General features: G+C 33.4%; 14 protein-coding genes. 9 read left to right on the plus strand and 5 right to left on the minus strand.

The window, feature by feature from the left end; genetic code table 11:
• Window positions 1-377 precede the first annotated feature (377 nt).
• From ilvD to ilvA, 5 genes are read left to right on the plus strand one after another with little or no spacing between them, the layout of a single operon-like run.
• On the plus strand, window positions 378-2069 hold the full coding sequence (ilvD, locus tag B2X73_RS00515; protein ID WP_291095449.1) for a dihydroxy-acid dehydratase: 1692 nt from the start codon (window positions 378-380) through the stop codon (window positions 2067-2069).
• Complete coding sequence (gene ilvB / locus B2X73_RS00520; RefSeq protein ID WP_291063049.1) at window positions 2002-3762, plus strand: biosynthetic-type acetolactate synthase large subunit; 1761 nt, start codon at window positions 2002-2004, stop codon at window positions 3760-3762. Before ilvD ends, ilvB begins: the two co-directional genes overlap by 68 nt.
• A gap of 6 nt (window positions 3763-3768) precedes the next feature.
• Window positions 3769-4362: an acetolactate synthase small subunit gene (ilvN, locus tag B2X73_RS00525; RefSeq protein ID WP_125348895.1), complete on the plus strand. Its 594-nt coding sequence runs from the start codon at window positions 3769-3771 to the stop codon at window positions 4360-4362.
• 41 nt (window positions 4363-4403) lie between these two features.
• On the plus strand, window positions 4404-5885 hold the full coding sequence (gene ilvC / locus B2X73_RS00530; RefSeq protein WP_286494976.1) for a ketol-acid reductoisomerase: 1482 nt from the start codon (window positions 4404-4406) through the stop codon (window positions 5883-5885).
• A gap of 34 nt (window positions 5886-5919) precedes the next feature.
• Window positions 5920-7203: a threonine ammonia-lyase IlvA gene (gene ilvA, locus B2X73_RS00535; RefSeq protein ID WP_221854717.1), complete on the plus strand. Its 1284-nt coding sequence runs from the start codon at window positions 5920-5922 to the stop codon at window positions 7201-7203.
• Between the two features lie 73 nt (window positions 7204-7276).
• Here ilvA and thrC read toward each other — a convergent pair whose 3' ends face one another.
• The 5 genes from thrC to B2X73_RS00560 form a co-directional block, all read right to left on the minus strand.
• Window positions 7277-8584 (minus strand): threonine synthase, encoded by a 1308-nt coding sequence (gene thrC / locus B2X73_RS00540; RefSeq protein ID WP_291048844.1) that lies wholly within the window; start codon window positions 8582-8584, stop codon window positions 7277-7279.
• A gap of 2 nt (window positions 8585-8586) precedes the next feature.
• Complete coding sequence (locus B2X73_RS00545) at window positions 8587-9570, minus strand: homoserine kinase (protein ID WP_291048841.1); 984 nt, start codon at window positions 9568-9570, stop codon at window positions 8587-8589.
• 3 nt (window positions 9571-9573) lie between these two features.
• Window positions 9574-12027 (minus strand): bifunctional aspartate kinase/homoserine dehydrogenase I, encoded by a 2454-nt coding sequence (gene thrA, locus B2X73_RS00550; RefSeq protein WP_286494979.1) that lies wholly within the window; start codon window positions 12025-12027, stop codon window positions 9574-9576.
• Between the two features lie 216 nt (window positions 12028-12243).
• Window positions 12244-12672, minus strand: coding sequence for a hypothetical protein (locus B2X73_RS00555; protein WP_147280028.1), 429 nt, complete (start codon window positions 12670-12672; stop codon window positions 12244-12246).
• Window positions 12673-12825: 153 nt separating this feature from the next.
• Window positions 12826-13617, minus strand: a complete 792-nt coding sequence (locus B2X73_RS00560) for a DUF2797 domain-containing protein (RefSeq protein ID WP_221854722.1) — start codon at window positions 13615-13617, stop codon at window positions 12826-12828.
• Between the two features lie 52 nt (window positions 13618-13669).
• Here B2X73_RS00560 and B2X73_RS00565 point away from each other — a divergent pair, with 52 nt between their 5' ends.
• The 4 genes from B2X73_RS00565 (at window position 13670) to B2X73_RS00580 (ending at window position 19525) form a co-directional block, all read left to right on the plus strand.
• A complete protein-coding gene (locus B2X73_RS00565) occupies window positions 13670-15181 on the plus strand; it encodes a GH3 auxin-responsive promoter family protein (RefSeq protein ID WP_291095451.1) in 1512 nt (503 codons plus the stop codon).
• A 180-nt stretch (window positions 15182-15361) separates the two neighbouring features.
• Window positions 15362-17833, plus strand: coding sequence for a phosphoenolpyruvate carboxylase (locus B2X73_RS00570; RefSeq protein WP_286494982.1), 2472 nt, complete (start codon window positions 15362-15364; stop codon window positions 17831-17833).
• Window positions 17834-17863: 30 nt separating this feature from the next.
• Complete coding sequence (ruvC, locus tag B2X73_RS00575; RefSeq protein ID WP_125348885.1) at window positions 17864-18412, plus strand: crossover junction endodeoxyribonuclease RuvC; 549 nt, start codon at window positions 17864-17866, stop codon at window positions 18410-18412.
• Window positions 18413-18466: 54 nt separating this feature from the next.
• Window positions 18467-19525, plus strand: a complete 1059-nt coding sequence (locus B2X73_RS00580) for a glutaminyl-peptide cyclotransferase (RefSeq protein WP_286494984.1) — start codon at window positions 18467-18469, stop codon at window positions 19523-19525.
• The last annotated feature ends 61 nt before the right edge of the window (window positions 19526-19586 follow it).

Below are 19586 nucleotides of genomic sequence, written 5' to 3' on the forward strand. Positions count from 1 at the left end.
TAAAAAAAGTTGAGCTAAGTTAAAAAAATTAATTCTAGCTTTGGCTTATCAAAAAAAGAAAATGAAATTAGTTCACAACATTATCAACTTGATTATTTTAGTCATTCTTATCCCAGGGAGTGGTAATTAGTTGTGTACGTACAAAATAACAATTAAAGCCACTTCTTAACGAGGTGGCTTTTTTTATGGAGAAAAATTAATTAAACAATATTATGCAAAACAATTTCGTCATTATTATCATTATTATTTTAGTCTTGGTCTTACGATTAGGAAAGGTGGTTTTATGACAAATTTTTTGAACGATTTTTTATGAGCCACCTTTATTCAGGGTGGCTTTTTTTTATGTTTTTAATACAAACAATGTCAAATAAATAGTGATGAAAAACAACAACAAAGCACTAAACAAACATAGTCGAACCGTTACGCAAGATGACACTTTACCCGCGTCACAAGCGATGTTACATGGGATTGGCTTAACAAACGAAGACCTTAAAAAACCATTAATCGGAATTGCAAGCATGGGGTACGATGGAAATACTTGCAATATGCACCTAAATCAATTTGCACAGTTGGTACAAGATGGAATGAAAGCCGAAAACCTAATCGGATTGAAGTTCAACACTATCGGAATTAGCGATGGAATTACCAACGGAACTTCAGGAATGCGCTACTCTTTAGTAAGTAGAGAAATCATTGCAGATTCTATCGAAACTGTTTGTGCAGGACACTTTTACGATGGCGTAATTACTATTCCTGGTTGTGATAAAAACATGCCAGGATCGATTATGGCAATGGGACGTTTAAACCGTCCTTCGATCATGATTTATGGTGGAACAATTGCTCCGGGACATTACAAAGAAGAGGAATTAAACATTGTTTCTGCTTTCGAAGCATTAGGAAAAAAATTAAACGGAAATCTTGATGACAAAGATTTTTGTGGAATCATTCAGAATGCTTGTCCTGGTCCAGGTGCTTGTGGCGGAATGTATACAGCAAACACAATGGCAGCGGCGATTGAAGCAATGGGAATGAGTTTACCTTATTCTTCGTCTTACCCTGCTCTTAGTCAAGAAAAGAAAAACGAATGTACAACTGCGGCACATTATCTAAGAATTTTATTAGAAAAAGATATTAAACCAAGTGATATCATCACGAAGAATTCTTTAGAAAATGCAATCAAAACAATTGTTGTTTTAGGCGGAAGCACAAATGCTGTTTTGCACTTATTAGCAATTGCAGCGACTATGAATATCAAATTATCATTAGACGATATACAAGCAATTAACGATAAAACATCAGTAATAGCAGACTTAAAACCTAGTGGAAAATACTTGATGGAACATTTGAGTAAAGTTGGTGGAGTTCCTGCTGTTTTAAAGTATATGTTACAAGAAGATTTAATCGATGGAAGTTGTTTAACGGTTACTGGAAAAACATTAGCCGAAAATTTAGCATCGGTTCCTGATTTAGATTTCTCTAAACAAAATATTATTCGTCCATTATCTAACCCTGTAAAAGAAACTGGACACTTACAAATGCTTTACGGAAACCTTGCTCCAGGTGGATCAGTGTCAAAAATATCTGGAAAAGAGGGTTTCTATTTCAAAGGAAAAGCTCAAGTTTTTAATAGCGAAGTTGAAGTTTTAAAAGCAATTGAAGATTTACAAATCAAAGCTGGAAGCGTTATCGTCATTCGAAATGAAGGTCCAAAAGGAGGTCCTGGAATGCCAGAAATGTTGAAACCAACCTCTGCCATTATTGGAGCTGGATTAGGAGATAAAGTCGCTTTGATTACAGACGGACGATTTAGTGGCGGAACGCACGGATTTGTCGTCGGTCACATAACACCAGAAGCTTTTGAAGGAGGTCCAATCGCATTAGTCGAGAATAATGATCTCATCGAAATTGACATCAACAAAAATGAATTAAACCTTTTGATTGATGAAAAAACATTAGAAAATCGAAAAAATAACTGGAAACAACCCGCATTAAAAGTAAAAAATGGAGTCTTATACAAATACGCAAAGCAAGTCGGAAACGCTTCAGAAGGATGTCTTACTGACCAATAAACCAACTCAAATTTCAGGTTCACAAGCGATTATTAACGCTTTATTGTCCGAAGGAGTTACAACAGTTTTTGGATATCCTGGTGGCGCAATTATGCCTATATATGATGCTTTGTATGATTACAAAGATAAATTAGAACACATTTTAGTTCGTCATGAACAAGGAGGCATTCACGCTGCGCAAGGTTATGCAAGAACTTCAGGAAAAGTAGGTGTAGCTTTTGCCACGAGTGGTCCAGGCGCAACGAATTTAGTCACTGGAATTGCAGATGCCATGATTGATAGCAATCCTATTGTATGTATCACAGGGCAAGTTTTCGCTTCTCTTTTAGGAACGGATGCTTTTCAAGAAACTGACGTTATCAATATTACTAATCCTATCACGAAATGGAATTATCAAATTACTGATGCAGAAGAAATAAATCATGTATTAGCAAAAGCATTTCATATTGCTCACTCGGGAAGACCGGGACCTGTGTTGATTGACATTACAAAAAATGCTCAAATACAACTTATCGAAAAGAAAAAATATGAAAAATGCACACATGTTCGTAGTTATAGACCAGATCCAGAAATAAGAACTGAATATATAAAGGCTGCTGCAGAACTTATAAATCAAGCAAAAAAACCATTTGCAATTATTGGTCAAGGAATTCTACTTGGAAAAGCAGAACAAGAGTTAAAAGATTTCTTAGAAAAATCGGGAATTCCAGTGGCTACAACTTTAATGGGATTAAGTTCTTTGGATACCGATCACCCACAATATGTTGGTTTATTAGGAATGCATGGAAATTATGCGCCGAATGTAAAAACAAATGATTGCGATGTATTAATTGCCATAGGAATGAGGTTTGATGACCGCGTAACTGGACGCTTAGACAAATATGCAAAACAAGCGAAAGTGATCCATCTTGATATTGACCCAGCAGAGATTGGTAAAAATGTAAAAGTTGCTGTTCCTGTTTGGGGAGATTGCAAGAAAACACTTCCGTTATTAACTAATTTGATTAATCAAAATGAACATACCGATTGGTTAAAAGAATTTAGAGATCTCGAAAAAGAAGAACGTACAGAAGTTATTGATAAAGAATTCTATCCAACAACTGATGTAATGTCTATGGCTGAAGTTATCAACACATTAAATGAGTTAACAAACGGAGAAGCCGTAATTGTTACAGATGTTGGGCAACATCAAATGTCGGCTTGTCGTTATGCGAAATTCAAAGATTCTAAGCTTTTGGTTACATCAGGAGGATTAGGAACAATGGGATTTGGTTTACCTGCTGCAATTGGAGCGTGGTATGGAGCACCAGAAAAAGATATTGTTATGGTTTGTGGTGATGGTGGTTTCCAAATGACTTTACAAGAAATGGGAACTATTATGCAATTTGGAGCAAAAGTAAAGATGTTAATCCTAAACAATAGCTTCCTTGGAATGGTTCGTCAATGGCAAGAATTATTCAACGACAAACGCTATTCATTCGTAGATATTACAAGTCCAGATTTTGTTGCGCTTGCAAAAGCTTATCAAATAGAAGGTCAAAAAATAGAAGTAAGAAACGACTTGAAAAATGCATTAAAAGAAATGTTAGAACATGATGGTTCTTATCTTTTAGAGGTAATGGTAGGAAAAGAAAACAATGTATTTCCTATGGTAGAACAAGGTACAAGTGTTTCTGAAATTAGATTAAAATAAATGATTATGGACTCAAAACGAGAATATACAATTACGCTATATACAGAAAATTCCATAGGAATTTTGGGAAGAGTTGCAGGAATTTTTACTCGACGAAAAATTAATATTGAAAGTTTAAGCACTTCTCCATCAGAAATAGAAAATGTACACCGATTTACAATTGTAATTGAAGAATCTGAAGAAGTCGTTCGAAAACTTTGCATGCAAATTGAAAAACAAATCGATGTTCTTAAAGCTTATTTCAATAATAATGATGAATTAATCTGGCAAGAACAAGCTTTATACAAAGTACCCACTAACATTATTGCTGAAAAGGCATACGTTGAACGTTTATTACGTCAATATGGCGCGAATACAGTTGTGATTCGCAATGATTATACAGTTTTTGAAACAGCTGGTCATCGTGAGGAAATTGATAATCTAACACAAGAGCTGACTAAATATGGCTTAATAGAATTTGTTCGTGGAGCTAGAATAGCCATTATAAAAGCAAGTGCTGGTTTCCATGAAAAATTATTACAATTCGAAAAAGACGAGCCATCAAAAGAAGTAATCGAAAATGAATTCCTAAACGAAGGAACCTCAGTTTTCACAATGTAAAGACGAATAATTCAACAAATAATTTTATTAAAAAATCAAAAATGACTAATTACTTTAATTCACTATCATTAAGAGGTCAATTATATCAACTAGGACAAGCAGAATTTCTAAATAACTCAGAATTCGCAAAAGGTACAGACGCATTAAAAGACAAAAAAATTGTGATTGTAGGCTGCGGTGCGCAAGGGTTAAACCAAGGATTAAATCTACGAGACAGCGGTTTAGATGTTTCATACGCGTTACGCAAAGAAGCGATTGAACAACAAAGAGATTCTTGGAAAAATGCAACAAGTCATAATTTTACAGTAGGAACTTTCGAGGAATTAATCCCAAATGCTGATGTTGTTGCGAATTTAACGCCGGATAAACAACATACGCAAGTTATCAATACTGTTCAACCACTTATTAAACAAGGTGCTACACTTTTATATTCTCATGGATTCAATATCGTAGAAGAAGGTGTGCAAATTCGTAAAGATATTACAGTAATAATGGTTGCACCAAAATGTCCAGGTTCGGAAGTTCGTGCAGAATATTTAAGAGGATTCGGAGTTCCTACATTAATTGCCGTTCACCCAGAAAATGATCCCGAAGGAAAAGGTTTTGATCAAGCAAAAGCATATTGTGCAGGAACTGGTGGTCACAGAGCGGGAGTTTTAAGATCATCATTTGTTGCGGAAGTAAAATCAGATTTGATGGGAGAGCAAACCATTTTATGTGGTCTTTTACAAACAGGTTCTATTCTTTCTTTCGAAAAAATGATTGAAAACGGAATTGATGCTGGTTATGCTTCAAAATTAGTTCAATATGGTGTGGAAGTAATTACAGAAGCCTTAAAACATGGTGGAGTTAGCGGTATGATGGATAGATTAAGTAATCCTGCTAAAATTAAAGCTTTTGAACTATCAGAGGAATTAAAAGATATTATGCGTCCATTATTCCAAAAACATCAAGACGACATTATTTCTGGTGAGTTTAGTAAAACAATGATGGAAGATTGGGCGAATGATGATAAAAACTTATTAAAATGGAGAGCTGAAACTGAAGAAACTGCTTTTGAAAAAACACCCGCTGGAGATGCAAATATTACTGAACAAGAATATTTTGATCATTACACTTTAATGGTTGCTTTTGTTCGTGCTGGAGTTGAATTAGCTTTCGAAACTATGGTGGAAGCAGGTATTAAACCTGAATCTGCTTACTACGAATCATTACACGAAACACCATTGATTGCAAATACAATTGCTCGTAAAAAATTATTCGAAATGAATCGTGTAATTTCTGATACAGCAGAATATGGTTGTTATCTTTTCGATCAGGCTTGTAAACCTTTGTTAAAAGATTTTATGACAAAAGTAAACGTAGACGTTGTCGGAAAAAATTACAACGAAGGAAAAGACAATGCTGTTGACAATGCGACATTGGTACACATAAATGATGTTTTACGTAATCATCCTGTCGAAACTGTGGGAAAAAAACTTCGTAAAGCAATGACTGCTATGAAAACCATAAAAACGGCATAATCAAATATTAAAATAACTAAGAAAATAGTGAATTATGACAAAGGGACTTAGAAGTGAGAAAACTGAGACCTTAGGCGTTTCGCTTGACGAAGTAAACTTAGCACAAATGAATTTGAAAGGAGTTGCCAAAAACACTCCTTTCGATTTCAATGAAAATTTAAGTCGTCAATTTGATGCGAATGTCTATCTAAAACGAGAAGATTTACAAGTCGTCCGTTCATACAAATTACGTGGTGCTTATAATAAAATCGTTCAGTTATCAGAACAAGAAAAAAATAATGGTGTAATCTGCGCAAGTGCAGGAAATCACGCACAAGGTGTGGCGTATTCGTGTCAACAATTAAATATCAAAGGTAAAATTGTGATGCCAACGACGACACCTCAACAAAAAATAAAACAAGTAAAATGGTTTGGGAAAGATCAAATCGAAATCATTTTACATGGTGATACATTTGATGATGCATCGGCTTTTGCACATCAATTATCCCAAGAAGGAAATATTACATTTATTCATCCTTTTGATGACGAAAAAGTAATCGCAGGACAAGGAACTGTTGCTTTAGAAATTTTGAATCAATGCAATCAACCAATCGATTATATTTTCGTGCCAATTGGCGGTGGAGGTTTAGCATCTGGCGTTATTTCTGTGATGAAAACACTTAGTCCAAACACCAAAATTATTGGCGTAGAACCGAGTGGCGCAGCAAGTATGGCAGAAGCTATCAAACAAAAACAATCTGTTGCATTAGCGAAGATTGACCCTTTTGTAGATGGCGCAGCTGTAAAAAAAGCAGGTGAAAAAACCTACAAAATCTGTGCAGAAGGTTTAGAAACAACTTGTGCTGTTCCAGAAGGAAAAGTTTGTTCGAGCATTTTGCGTTTGTACAATGAAGACGCAATTGTTGTAGAACCAGCAGGCGCTTTGAGTGTTTCGGCTTTAGATTTTTTCAAGGAAGAAATCAAAGGAAAAAATGTGGTTTGCGTGCTTAGTGGAAGCAACAACGACATTACGCGAATGGAAGAAATAAAAGAAAGAAGTTTGCAATATGAAGGTTTGAAACATTATTTCATTATCAATTTTCCTCAACGTGCTGGCGCTTTAAAAGAATTAGTGAACGAAGTTTTGGGTGAAAATGATGACATCACCTATTTCCAATACACGCAAAAAAATAACAAAGAAACAGGTCCAGCAGTAGTTGGCATTGAATTAGACAAAAAAGAAGATTTAGATGGTTTAATTTTTAGATTAGAAAATCATCATTTCGACTATCAATATCTTAACACAGACAACACACTCTTTTCGTTAATGATTGGATAATTTTTCCATCATTAATATACTATTCAAAAAAAGCAAAGCTTCTATTTAGTTAGAAACTTTGCTTTTTAATTTATTAATTATTCAACAACCAATTTTTTAACTCATCAAAATTATTGTTCATTTTAACTTTATTCGATTGTTTCGATTTCAATTCTTCGACTTCTTTTGGATAGACAATTTTATCTCGTATTTCTTTCGGAAAAACTTCAGGAAATTTACACGGATGCGCTGTCGATAAAAATACCACTAACTCTTTTTCATCTTGCTTTTTCGCTTGGTATTCCTTCGCTGCCAACCACGCAATCGACGTATGCGGACAAGCAATGTAATCATATTCTTGATTAATTTTAACAATTGCATTTGTCGTTTCAATATCTGAAAAAGCTTTTGAAACCATTTTTGATTTTAATTGCTCCATATCTTGCTCGAAAAATTCCATCACACGAACCCAATTGCTCGGATTTCCAACATCCATCGCATTCGAAAACGTTTGTACAGAAGGTTTGGGTAGATAATTTTCGGTTTTTAAAAATAATGGAACAGTATCATTCGCATTTGTAGCCGCAACAAATTGTTCTACTTCCAATCCTAATTTTGAAGCCAAAATACCTGCTGTAATATTCCCGAAATTTCCACTCGGAACAACAAAAGAAACTTTCTCAAAACCTTTTCTTTTTGCTTGGGCAAATGCCTCGAAATAATAGAAAGATTGCGGAATTAAGCGAGCAATATTAATTGAATTTGCTGAGGTTAAGTTTAGATTTTTCATTAAATCTTTGTCTAAAAAAGCTCGCTTGACCAATGCTTGACAATCATCAAAAGTTCCGTCGATTTCTATGGCACGAATATTTTTTCCATTCGCCGTTAATTGCAATTCTTGTATCAGCGACACTTTTCCTTTTGGATACAAAATCGTTACTCTCGTTCCTTCTACTCCCAGAAAGCCAAGTGCTACAGCGCCTCCTGTATCGCCAGAAGTTGCGACCAAAACATCTAACAATTGATTATCTTTTTTTGAATAATGTGCCATCACGCGACTCATAAATCTTGCTCCAAAATCTTTAAAAGCAAAAGAAGGTCCGTGAAATAATTCCAAAATAGCTAAATCATCTTCTAAAAACACCAAAGGCGCAGGAAAATTAATTACATCATCAATTAAATTATTAATCGTTTCTTCAGAAAAATCATCTTTTAATAAGTGATTTGTCACCTTTTTCGCAATCTCTTGAAATGAATAATTTTCAATAGAATTCAACCAATTTTCATCTAATTTTTCCAACGACAAAGGCATATACAATCCTTTATCTTCTGGCAAAGATTGGAAAACCGCTTGTTTAAAATCGACTCTGTTATTATGATTATTTGTACTATATAATTTCATTTTTAGTGTTTTATGTAAGGTCCTTGTTGATTAATTTTAGAGACAAATGATAAATGTTCAATTTCTTTTATCGTCAAAAAATCATTTAGTTTTTGTTCGATATTTTCTGCACCCAATTTACTTTTAGATAACGCCATAACTGTTGGTCCAGAACCAGAAATACCGAATGTTAATGCATTATTTTCGAGCGAAATACTTTTCATTTCATTAAAATATGGAATCAATAAAGAACGATTTGGTTCGACAATATCATCTTGCATCGAACGACCAATTTCTTCGTAATCATTCTCATAAAGCGCTGCAACCAAACTTGCAATATTTCCCCATTGCTTTATTGCTTTACTCAATTGCACTTTATCTTTAATTAATTTGCGCGCATCCTTTGTTGGCACTTCTACTTTTGAGTAAATCAGTGTGACATATAAATTTTCAGGAACAGGTAAAGAACGCACCAAAATCGGCTCATAAGAAGGAATCAACGTAATTCCTCCAAACAACGATGGCGCAACATTATCCGCATGAGCAGCGCCACAAGCCAATCGTTCGCCTTCCATACAATAAGGCAAAAGCTCATTTTTAGAAAGTGGTTTTCCTAATAATTCATTCAATGCAAAAAGTCCAGAAACTGTGCTCGCCGCGCTTGAACCTAAACCACTTCCAATTGGCATTTTTTTGTGTAATTCTATCGATAATCCAAAAGAATCTTGTAGACCTAAATCACAAAATAATTTCCATGCCGAATGAGAAACTGTATTTTTCATCGCATCCAAAGGCAATTTACCCTCGTCACCTGTAATTGTCAGAATTTCGATTCCTAACTTTTCTGTCTTTTTCATGATTACCTCATCACCTGGATAATCCACCGCAAAGCCCAAAATATCATATCCACAGATCATATTGGCAACTGTTGCAGGAGCAAAAACATGTACTTTATCTAAAAACTTCGCTTGATCAAGCTTATATTTATTTTCGATTATTTGATTCATCTTTTATCGTATTGAACTTATATTAACTAAATCTGCAAAAACGCCAGCTGCTGTAACTTCTGCACCAGCTCCAGGTCCTTTCACAACCAAAGGACGTTCCTTGTAACGCGCTGTTGTAAAAGAAATAATATTATCGCTTCCAGACAAGGCATAAAACGGATGTTGATTATCCACCAATTCTAACGAAATTGATATTTTTCCATCTTCTAAAATCCCGATGTAACGAATCACTTTCTGCTCCTCATCTGCTTGATGTTTTATCTTTTCGAAATAATCATTTTCGTTGACTAATTCTTGATAAAAATCTTCTACAGTTGCAGCTTCTAAACAAGATTTAGGCAAAATAGAATCGATTTTTACATCTCCCGCTTCAATTTCGTAACCATTGTCACGAGCAAGAATCAACATTTTTCGCATAAAATCTATTCCACTCAAATCATCGCGAGGATCTGGTTCTGTATAACCTAATTCTTGCGCTTTTTTTACAATTTCGGCAAATGTATTTTCACCTTTAAAATGATTAAATATATACGAAATTGTTCCTGATAAAATTGCTTCAATTTTTAAGATTTGATCTCCACTCATTCTTAAATCTTTCAACACGCTAATAATTGGTAAACCTGCTCCAACATTCGTTTCATAAAGGAAATCAATGCCATATTTTCGAGCAGTTTCTTTCAATTTTTTATACTCTTGATAAGAAGATGAATTCGCAATTTTATTACATGTTACAACCGAAATACTGCTTTCAAAAATTTGTTTGTAATAATTTGGCAAATCAGAACTCGCAGTATTATCTACAAAAACACAATTTGGTAAATTATACTGTTTCATTTTTTGGATAAATTCATTCAAATCAGCTGGAGAAGAAGAATTTTCTAATTCATTTTTCCAATTCGATAAATTAATTCCGTTTTCATCAAACATCATTTTTTTTGAATTTGATAATCCAACCAATTTTATTTCGATATCATTATTTTTTGCTAAAAAATCTTTCTGTTTTTCTAATTGATTTAAAAATGTCGACCCAATATTTCCTACTCCAACATTGAAAACATGAATTGTTTTTTTCAAATGATTAAAAAACGCATCATGTACCGCATTTAAAGCTTTTGACAAATCATTTTCGTTAATCACAACCGAAATATTATACTCCGAAGAACCTTGCGCAATCGCTCTGACATTGATTCCATTTCGTCCTAATGCATAAAATAACTTGCCCGAAACACCAACCATTTTCTTCATGTTTTCTCCAACAATTGCAATAATTCCGAGATTTTCTTCAATTTCAATTGGTTCCAACCATTTTACTGCAATTTCCAAACAAAACTCTTCTTCAATTAATTGCTTTGCTTTTTCGACTTCATTATGATGAATGGCAAGCGTGATACTATGCTCTGACGAAGATTGCGTAATCAACACAATGTTGATATGATGTTGCGCTAAAAGTGAAAAAAGTTTTCCACTAAAGCCCAATTTGCCAACCAAGCCGCTTCCTTTTATATTGACTAATGCAATATCTTTGATCGACGAAATTCCTTTAATTGGATAATCTGTTGGTTGCGAATCGAACTGAATTTTTGTTCCCTCAAAATCCGGTTGAAATGTGTTTTTAATTAAAATCGGAATTCGAAGTTTAAAAGCTGGAGCCATTGTTGGCGGATAAATCACTTTCGCACCGAAATACGACAATTCCATCGCTTCTGTATACGATAAATTTTCTAACGAAAAAGCTTTGTTCACAAAACGAGGATCCGCCGTCATCATTCCATTTACATCTGTCCAAATTTCAATTTGTTCTGCATGTAAAGCCGCACCAATCAAAGCCGCAGTGTAATCAGAACCTCCTCTTCCCAAAGTTGTCACTCGTCCTTCTTCATTAGCAGCAATAAACCCTGTTACAACTAATAATTTATCCGAATAATCTTTTGCTAATTGTTGAATATTCTGAAACGATTTTTCCTCGATAACATTCGCTTGACCAAAATTATGATCAGTCAAAATATAATCTGATGCATTAATCGCCAATGAATTTCCAACATGCTCTTGCATTACTTTTGCTATTAATAAAGCACTACATCTTTCGCCGAAACTCAAAATCAAATCTTTTGTTTGAGGGCTTAATTCTTTCAGAATTTCCACCCCTTCTAATAATGCTTCCAACTCATTCATCAACAATTTTAATTTTGTTAAAATCGGATTTTGATTCGGCACATCGATTAAAGCTTTTACAATTTCGAAATGTTTGTCTTGAAAAAGTTTTAAATCATTTTCATCAAAATTTCCTGATGAAGCTTCTTCAGACATTTTGGTTAATAAATTGGTCAAACCAGAAATAGCAGACACAACCAAAATAATCGAGTTATTTTGTTGCTTTTCCTGTTTAACAATTTCTACGACCGCGCGAATACCTTCTACCGATCCGACTGATGTTCCTCCGAATTTTAAAACTTTCATAATTTAAATTTTGATCATAAAAAAAGCATCTTCCTTTTGAGAAGATGCTTTTGCATTATTTTTTTAGAATTAAATACATAACAAAACTCCTCTAAGTGTGAACACTAGAAGTCGTCGTAATTGAAATGATTGTATCTAATCCGTTTTGTTTCATTATTGATAACGAATATACAAACTTTTTCAATAAATCATTACGTATTTATTCTTTTTTTATATTTATTTCACCGAATCCTTTTTTACAGCCAATGAATCATTTGGTTCAGCAACAGGTTTTACATCACTTGCATAGCCAACAACAATTCCGTCTAGTTTATCAATTTTTCGTACTTTAAAAGTTTCTGTACCTTCTGCTCCTTTAAAAGATACTTTATAAACTGCTTCGTAAACTGTTTTGTCACCATCTTCAAGAGGCGTCATTTTCTCAAAGTTGTAGACATCAACTGGCCCATATTGTTTAACCACCGCATTCAAATCATCCACATTTACGCCTTCTACTTTCGAAAAAAGTGAATCTGGCTTATCTGCTCTGTATTTGTAAACATCTAAAACTGCTTCTTTCACCTTATAATCTGGCAAATCTGATTTTTTATTACATGCTGTTAAAGCCAAAATACCACCAACCATAAGTAATGCACTTGCTTTCATAATTCCTATTTTTTGTGTTAATTGATTATAACTAATGTAAAAATAAATAAGATAAAAAACAAGTATTTTTATTGAAATCAAATAGATAGAAACAAAAAAAGTCGATTCTGTTACAAAATCGACTTTTGAATATATTTTATTGTAAAATAAATTTTACACTTTAAAATTCACATAAAAACCTTCGTGACCTCGAACATTGAAAACGGTATTGTCTTCAAAAATCAAGTATTGACCTTTTATTCCTTTCAAAACACCTTCTATTTCTGGCGTTTTTTTCAAGTTTAATGATTTTACTTTTTCTGGATAAGATAAAACTGGATAGTCTAACTTCCAAACTTCTGGCTCATCAACCAAAAATTGTTGAAAATCTGGATTCACTTCATTTCTGATTTCGTGATACTTTTCAAACAAATTAATTTCTGGCACATCATTTTTCAACATTCTTTGCCAATTTGTTTTATCTGCAATAACATTTTTCAACGAAACCTCTATCATTCCAGCTTCGTAACGATTATCCGTTCGCGCAATAATAATAGCTTCTGAAGCTCCTTGATCGATCCAACGTGTCGGCACTTGCGTTAAACGCGTTACACCAACTTTTATTCCTGATGAATTTGCCAAATACACAATATGCGGTTGCAATTCGAATTTCGTTTCAAACTCTAAATCACGTTGCGCAATTCCCAAATGTGCTGTAGAAAGTTCTGGATTGATAATACTTGGATTAGCTTCTGGAACTGTAAAAAAACAATTTTTACAATATCCCATCTGATAAATCTCTTTGTCCTCGTGACAGTTTAAACATTCGTAATGATCAAAGTTAATCTTGATTTTTTTTCCTAACAATTGATTCATAACAATAAAATCATTCTTGAAATTCCAATAATAATTGATTGGCGTTCCATTTTCAGTTGTCATTTTACGAATTTGTCCTTCAAACTGCATCTTGCTAAAAAAGTTTAATTAATTTTGTGTAAATCTACAAAACTTTTAGCGGATGGGAATAGTCAATAAGATTATGGAAATTATGATGCGTAGCCGAATGAATATCATCGAGGAAAGTATCAAAAATCCAGTTGGTACGCAAGAACGTGTGTTATTTGAGAATATCAAAAAAGCCAAATCGACTATTTACGGAAAAGAATTTCATTTTGACGAAATCAAAACGACACATAAATTTCAAGAGCAAGTCCCTGCAGTGCATTACGAGGATTTTCAACCTTATATTGAATTAGCAAGAAAAGGTGAAAAAGATGTTACTTGGCATGGAAAAATAAAATGGTTTGCGAAATCTTCTGGAACAACAAATGCCAAAAGTAAATTTATTCCGATTAGTAATGAATCCTTAGAAGATTGCCATTACGCAGCAGGAAAAACAATGTTTGCATTGTACTTAAATGCTTATCCCGAAACGGATATTTTTATGCACAAAAACTTAAGAATTGGCGGAAGTAGTGAACTTTATCAAAAATATGATACGCGTTTTGGTGATTTATCAGCTATTCTGATTGATAATTTACCTTTTTATGCAGAAATGAAAAACATTCCAAATCGTGAGATTTCTTTAATGTCTGATTGGAATGTAAAGATGAATGCTATTATTAATGCAACAAAAAATGAAGATGTTGGTTCTTTAACTGGTGTTCCTTCGTGGATGTTAGTCGTTTTGAATAAATTATTAGCCGAAACTGGAAAGAATTATTTGGACGAATTATGGCCAAATCTCGAAGTGTTTTTTCATGGTGGAATCAGCTTCAAACCTTATGCAGAAAATTATAATTTAATTACTCAGAAAAAATTAAATTATTTCGAATTATATAATGCTTCCGAAGGTTTTTTTGGAATTCAGGATCAATTAAATAGTAAAGAGTTGTTGTTATTATTAGACAACGGAATTTTTTACGAATTTATTCCAATGGAAGAATTTGGTTCAGAAGCTCAACGATTTTTAACGATTAAAGAAGTTGAAGTTGGTAAAAATTACGCCATGGTAATTACAACAAATGGTGGTTTATGGCGTTATATTATTGGTGATACGGTTCGATTTACCTCAACTAATCCACACAGAATTGTTGTTTCTGGACGAACAAAACATTATATCAATGCATTTGGCGAAGAATTGATGATAGAAAATGCAGAAGAAGCTTTGAAACGTGCTTGTATGCAAACAAATTCAATTGTTTCTGAATATAGTGCTGGTCCAATTTTTATGCAAGGAAAAGAAAAAGGCGCTCACGAATGGATGATAGAGTTTGATAAAGAGCCTGAAAATTTTGAGCAATTTATTGATTGTTTAGATAAAGGTTTGCAAGAAGTTAATTCCGATTACGAAGCAAAACGTTACAATAATATGACACTTAATCGACCGATTGTACACAAAGCACGCACAAAATTATTCATCGAATGGATGGCTTCAAGAGGTAAATTAGGTGGACAAAATAAAGTTCCTCGTTTATCAAATACAAGAGACTTTATTGAACCATTAATTGAATTAAATAATCGATCATAATAAAAAAGAGAATCAATATGATTCTCTTTTTTTGGTTTAAAATAAATAGGATAATTACCTCGAAACAAGTAAATTTACTATTAAGAGAAAAAATACCTATTAATGCGAAGTACGAATTTATCTGAACTTAAATTCCACCAAATTGTGGAAAATAAGTTTCAAATTTACAACAGTCTCTTTATGAGTCTTCCCTACGAAAAAATGCAAAACATCGGATCATTGATTCCGTTTTTGTATGATGAAAGTCAAAAAGGTTTACCCGAAGGTAAATCACCAAATGAAATCATCAACAATTTTTTTGAGAAATACACTGATTTAAAAACCGAACAAGAGCAAATCGATTTGATGTTTCGAATGATACAATACATCGAGCGACAAGTTGTTTTGTTTGATAGTATCGAAGATGCTGCATTTCCGTCATTACATTCCGAAAATGAAAAAGGAAGTTTGGAAAGCATTTATCATATTGCACAAGCGCAAGGTAAAATGGAGCAAGTAAAAACCAGAATCGAAGATTTTGTAACAAGAGTTGTTTTTACAGCCCATCCAACGCAGTTTTATCCAACAAATGTTCAACAAATTATTCAAGATTTACGCGACGCAATTCAACAAGATTCGGTAAGTAAAATTGATTTATTGTTGCAACAATTAGGAAAAACACCTTTTATCAACGAAGAAAAACCAACTCCTTACGATGAAGCTGTTTCTATTATTTATTATTTGAGAAATGTATATTATCAAACAATTGGACGATTATACAACGAAATCAACCAATTGTTTTTTACAGAAAGTGAACCTCTAAAATCTCCTGTTATTCAATTAGGTTTTTGGCCTGGAGGCGATCGCGATGGAAATCCGTTTGTAACAGCAGAAATTACATGGAAAGTTGCAAGTTTATTGCGTACAAGTATCTTAAAAAATTATTACAATCATCTTAAAATTGTTCAACGTAGATTAACATTCAAGCATGTTACAGAACCTTTAAAAGCGTTGAGTAATTTGATTTACGAAAATATGTTCAATGAAAATGGAACAATTACAATTGATGAAATCAAAACGCGCTTACAAACGATTCGTACAATTTTAATTGAACAACACAATGGTGTTTTCTTAGATATTTTAGATGATTTTATCACACGTGTTGATATTTTCGGATTGCATTTTGCTTCTTTGGATATTCGTCAAGATTCGCGTGTTCATCAAAAAGTGATTAACCGAATTGTTGAAAAATATACTGGAATTAATCTGAAAGATTTAAGCGAAGCAGAACAAATCGAATTGTTAATAAATCCGTCTTTTACAGCTAAACCAGAAGATTTTGAAGATGATATTGTGATTGATACAATCAAAAATGTTTATCAATTAAAAAAAATTCAGCAACGAAATGGTGAATTAGGTGTTAACCGATACATTATTTCAAATTCTGAAACCATTTTCGATGTTTTAAATGTTTATGCTTTATTCAAATTTTGTGGTTATCAAGACGATGAAATTAAGTTTGATATCATGCCACTTTTCGAGACGATTAGAGGTTTAGATGGTGCTGAAAATACGATGAATAAATTGTATAATTTACCTATTTATGCGCAACATTTAGAACGTAGAAAACAACGTCAATCGATTATGTTAGGTTTTTCGGACGGAACAAAAGATGGTGGTTACATCAAAGCGAATTGGGAAATTTATCGTACCAAAGAAATCCTTTCGAATGTTTCGGATAAAAATCAAATCGAAGTTATTTTCTTTGACGGTCGTGGTGGACCTCCTGCGCGTGGTGGTGGAAAAACGCACGAATTTTACGCTTCTCAAGGGAAAACAATTGCGAATCACGAAATTCAAATTACAATTCAAGGACAAACAATTACGTCGAATTATGGAACAATGCCGCAGGCAAAATATAATTTTGAACAATTGTACACAGCTGGTATTATTTCGGATGTTTTCTCGACAAGCACAAGTCAGATTTCGCCAGATGAGCGAATTTTGATTGATAAATTAGCCACAATTAGTTATCAGAAATACGAAGATTTGAAAGCGCATCCTTCATTTTTACCTTATTTAGAAAATATGAGTACGCTTAACTATTATGGAAAAACGAATATCGGAAGCCGTCCGAGTAAACGAGGTGGTGATAAAAAATTAGAGTTCGATGATTTGCGTGCTATTCCATTTGTGGGTTCTTGGAGTCAATTAAAACAAAATGTTCCGGGATATTTTGGTGTTGGAACAGCTATAAATGAATTGAAAAAACAAGGTCATTTAGAGGATGTAAAAGATTTATTCAAGAATTCGAGCTTCTTCAAAACATTGATCCAGAATAGTATGATGTCGATGGAAAAAACTTATTTTCCATTAACATCTTATATGAAAAATGATCCTGAATATGGTGAATTTTGGAATATTTTGCACGATGAATTTGAATTATCAAAAGCATTATGTTTAGAAATTTCGGGTTACACAGAATTGATGCAAGACGAACCATTGAACAAATCTTCGGTACAAATGCGCGAAAAAATTGTGTTACCATTATTAACGATTCAACAATTTGCGTTGAACAAAATTCATCATGAAAGTGAGTTCAAATCAATCTATGAGCAAATTGTGATGCGTTCGTTATTCGGAAATATTAATGCGAGTCGAAATTCGGCTTAATTTTCAGAATATCTTAATACCTTCGCAACGATGGAAAAGATTATTTTAGGGATTGATCCTGGAACAATGGTGATGGGTTTTGGTTTGATTGAAGTCAAAAATAACAAAATAAAGTTGATTACTTTAGACGAATTGTTGTTGCATAAACTTCCGAACCAGCAAACGAAATTGAAAAAGATTTTCGAAAAAACTTTAGCCATTATCGATCAATATCATCCTGATGAATTAGCCATTGAAGCGCAGTTTTTTGGCGTTAATGTTCAGTCTATGTTAAAACTTGGACGTGCACAAGGCGTTTGTATTGCCGCTTGCCTGCATCGCGATATGCCTGTGGTAGAATATGCGCCAAAAAAAATTAAGATGGCGATTACTGGAAACGGAAATGCATCAAAAGAACAAGTTGCGGGCATGTTACAACATTTACTTGGTTTGAAAGAAATTCCGAAACGTTTGGATGCCACAGATGGTCTTGCCGTTGCGGTTTGTCATTATCTAAATTCGGGTAAAACAACTGGGACGTCAAATTCTTATTCGAGTTGGGATGCCTTTGTAAAAAATAATCCGAATCGAACAAAATAAAATATATTTGTAGTAGAATTAGCAACCTAATTCGTAAAACATAAAACACATCAAATGAAAAAATATTTAATCGCAGCATCAGTTTGTGCAACAGTTTTCTCTTCAGTGTTATTTTCTTGTAAAGATTCGACTGGAAAAAACAATACTGCAATCACTGAAATTGTTTCGAAAATTGAACAAAACAAATACAAAATTGGCGACAAAATCGATATTCCTTTAACTAATTTAGATGGAATTACGAAAGTTATTGTTTCGGTAGATGGACAAGAAGTTCCTGCTGATTTTACGATTGACGGAAAAACAATTGGATTAGGAAATCATACGGTTAATTTGAAATTCTTCAAAGGAGAAGAAGAAACAAATTCGCGCGATTTTACGTTTGTGGTTTATGCAAATGAGCCGGCTGCGCAATGGAATTATGAAATTGTAGGAACTTATCCACATAATCCAGATTATTTTACGCAAGGTTTTTATTTCAAAAACGGAAATATTTTCGAAGGAACTGGACTTCGCGGAGGAAAAACACGTTTGATTGAATATAAATTGGGGGCAACTGAACCTACAAAATTATATCAAATCAAAGACGATGTTTTTGGAGAAGGAATTACAGAACTGAATGGTTTTATTTATCAATTAACATGGCAAGATCGTGTGATTTATAAATATGATTTAAACTTTAATCAAGTTGAAAAATTTGATATGCCAGCTCAAATTATCGAAGGTTGGGGAATTACAACAATTGGAAAAGAATTGGCCATAACAGAAGGTTCTCAACGTATTCATTTCTTTGATGAAAACTTTAATTATCTAAGAACTGTTCAAGCTTTTGACAGTCAACAACCATATAGTTATTTGAATGAAATTGAATACCACGATGGTTTAATTTATGCAAATGTTTACCTAAAATCTGGACATGCAGATAACAGTAATATTGTGGTAATTGATCCGCAAACTGGCGCTGTAAAAGTAGAGTTTAACTTCGCTGAATTGAAAGGAAAACAAGGAAATCCGCAAGCACAAGAATTGAACGGAATCGCTTTCAAAGACAACGGAAATATGTTATTAACAGGTAAAAACTGGGATAAAATATTTGAAATTAAGATTAAGAAATAATTTCCTTAACACATAAAAAAGCAAAAAGCTCGACCTGCAAAATCGAGCTTTTCTTTTTCAA

Source organism: Empedobacter sp. UBA7252, assembly GCF_002472765.1.
GTDB classification, from domain to species: domain Bacteria; phylum Bacteroidota; class Bacteroidia; order Flavobacteriales; family Weeksellaceae; genus Empedobacter; species Empedobacter falsenii_B.

What these genes read in the sequence shown, in the direction of transcription:
- ilvD (WP_291095449.1), top strand. Translation starts at nt 378, where the DNA reads ATGAAAAACAACAACAAAGCACTAAACAAACATAGTCGAACCGTTACG.
- ilvB (WP_291063049.1), top strand. Translation starts at nt 2,002, where the DNA reads ATGGAGTCTTATACAAATACGCAAAGCAAGTCGGAAACGCTTCAGAAG.
- ilvN (WP_125348895.1), top strand. Translation starts at nt 3,769, where the DNA reads ATGGACTCAAAACGAGAATATACAATTACGCTATATACAGAAAATTCC.
- ilvC (WP_286494976.1), top strand. Translation starts at nt 4,404, where the DNA reads ATGACTAATTACTTTAATTCACTATCATTAAGAGGTCAATTATATCAA.
- ilvA (WP_221854717.1), top strand. Translation starts at nt 5,920, where the DNA reads ATGACAAAGGGACTTAGAAGTGAGAAAACTGAGACCTTAGGCGTTTCG.
- thrC (WP_291048844.1), bottom strand. Translation starts at nt 8,584, where the DNA reads ATGAAATTATATAGTACAAATAATCATAATAACAGAGTCGATTTTAAA.
- B2X73_RS00545 (WP_291048841.1), bottom strand. Translation starts at nt 9,570, where the DNA reads ATGAATCAAATAATCGAAAATAAATATAAGCTTGATCAAGCGAAGTTT.
- thrA (WP_286494979.1), bottom strand. Translation starts at nt 12,027, where the DNA reads ATGAAAGTTTTAAAATTCGGAGGAACATCAGTCGGATCGGTAGAAGGT.
- B2X73_RS00555 (WP_147280028.1), bottom strand. Translation starts at nt 12,672, where the DNA reads ATGAAAGCAAGTGCATTACTTATGGTTGGTGGTATTTTGGCTTTAACA.
- B2X73_RS00560 (WP_221854722.1), bottom strand. Translation starts at nt 13,617, where the DNA reads ATGCAGTTTGAAGGACAAATTCGTAAAATGACAACTGAAAATGGAACG.
- B2X73_RS00565 (WP_291095451.1), top strand. Translation starts at nt 13,670, where the DNA reads ATGGGAATAGTCAATAAGATTATGGAAATTATGATGCGTAGCCGAATG.
- B2X73_RS00570 (WP_286494982.1), top strand. Translation starts at nt 15,362, where the DNA reads ATGAGTCTTCCCTACGAAAAAATGCAAAACATCGGATCATTGATTCCG.
- ruvC (WP_125348885.1), top strand. Translation starts at nt 17,864, where the DNA reads ATGGAAAAGATTATTTTAGGGATTGATCCTGGAACAATGGTGATGGGT.
- B2X73_RS00580 (WP_286494984.1), top strand. Translation starts at nt 18,467, where the DNA reads ATGAAAAAATATTTAATCGCAGCATCAGTTTGTGCAACAGTTTTCTCT.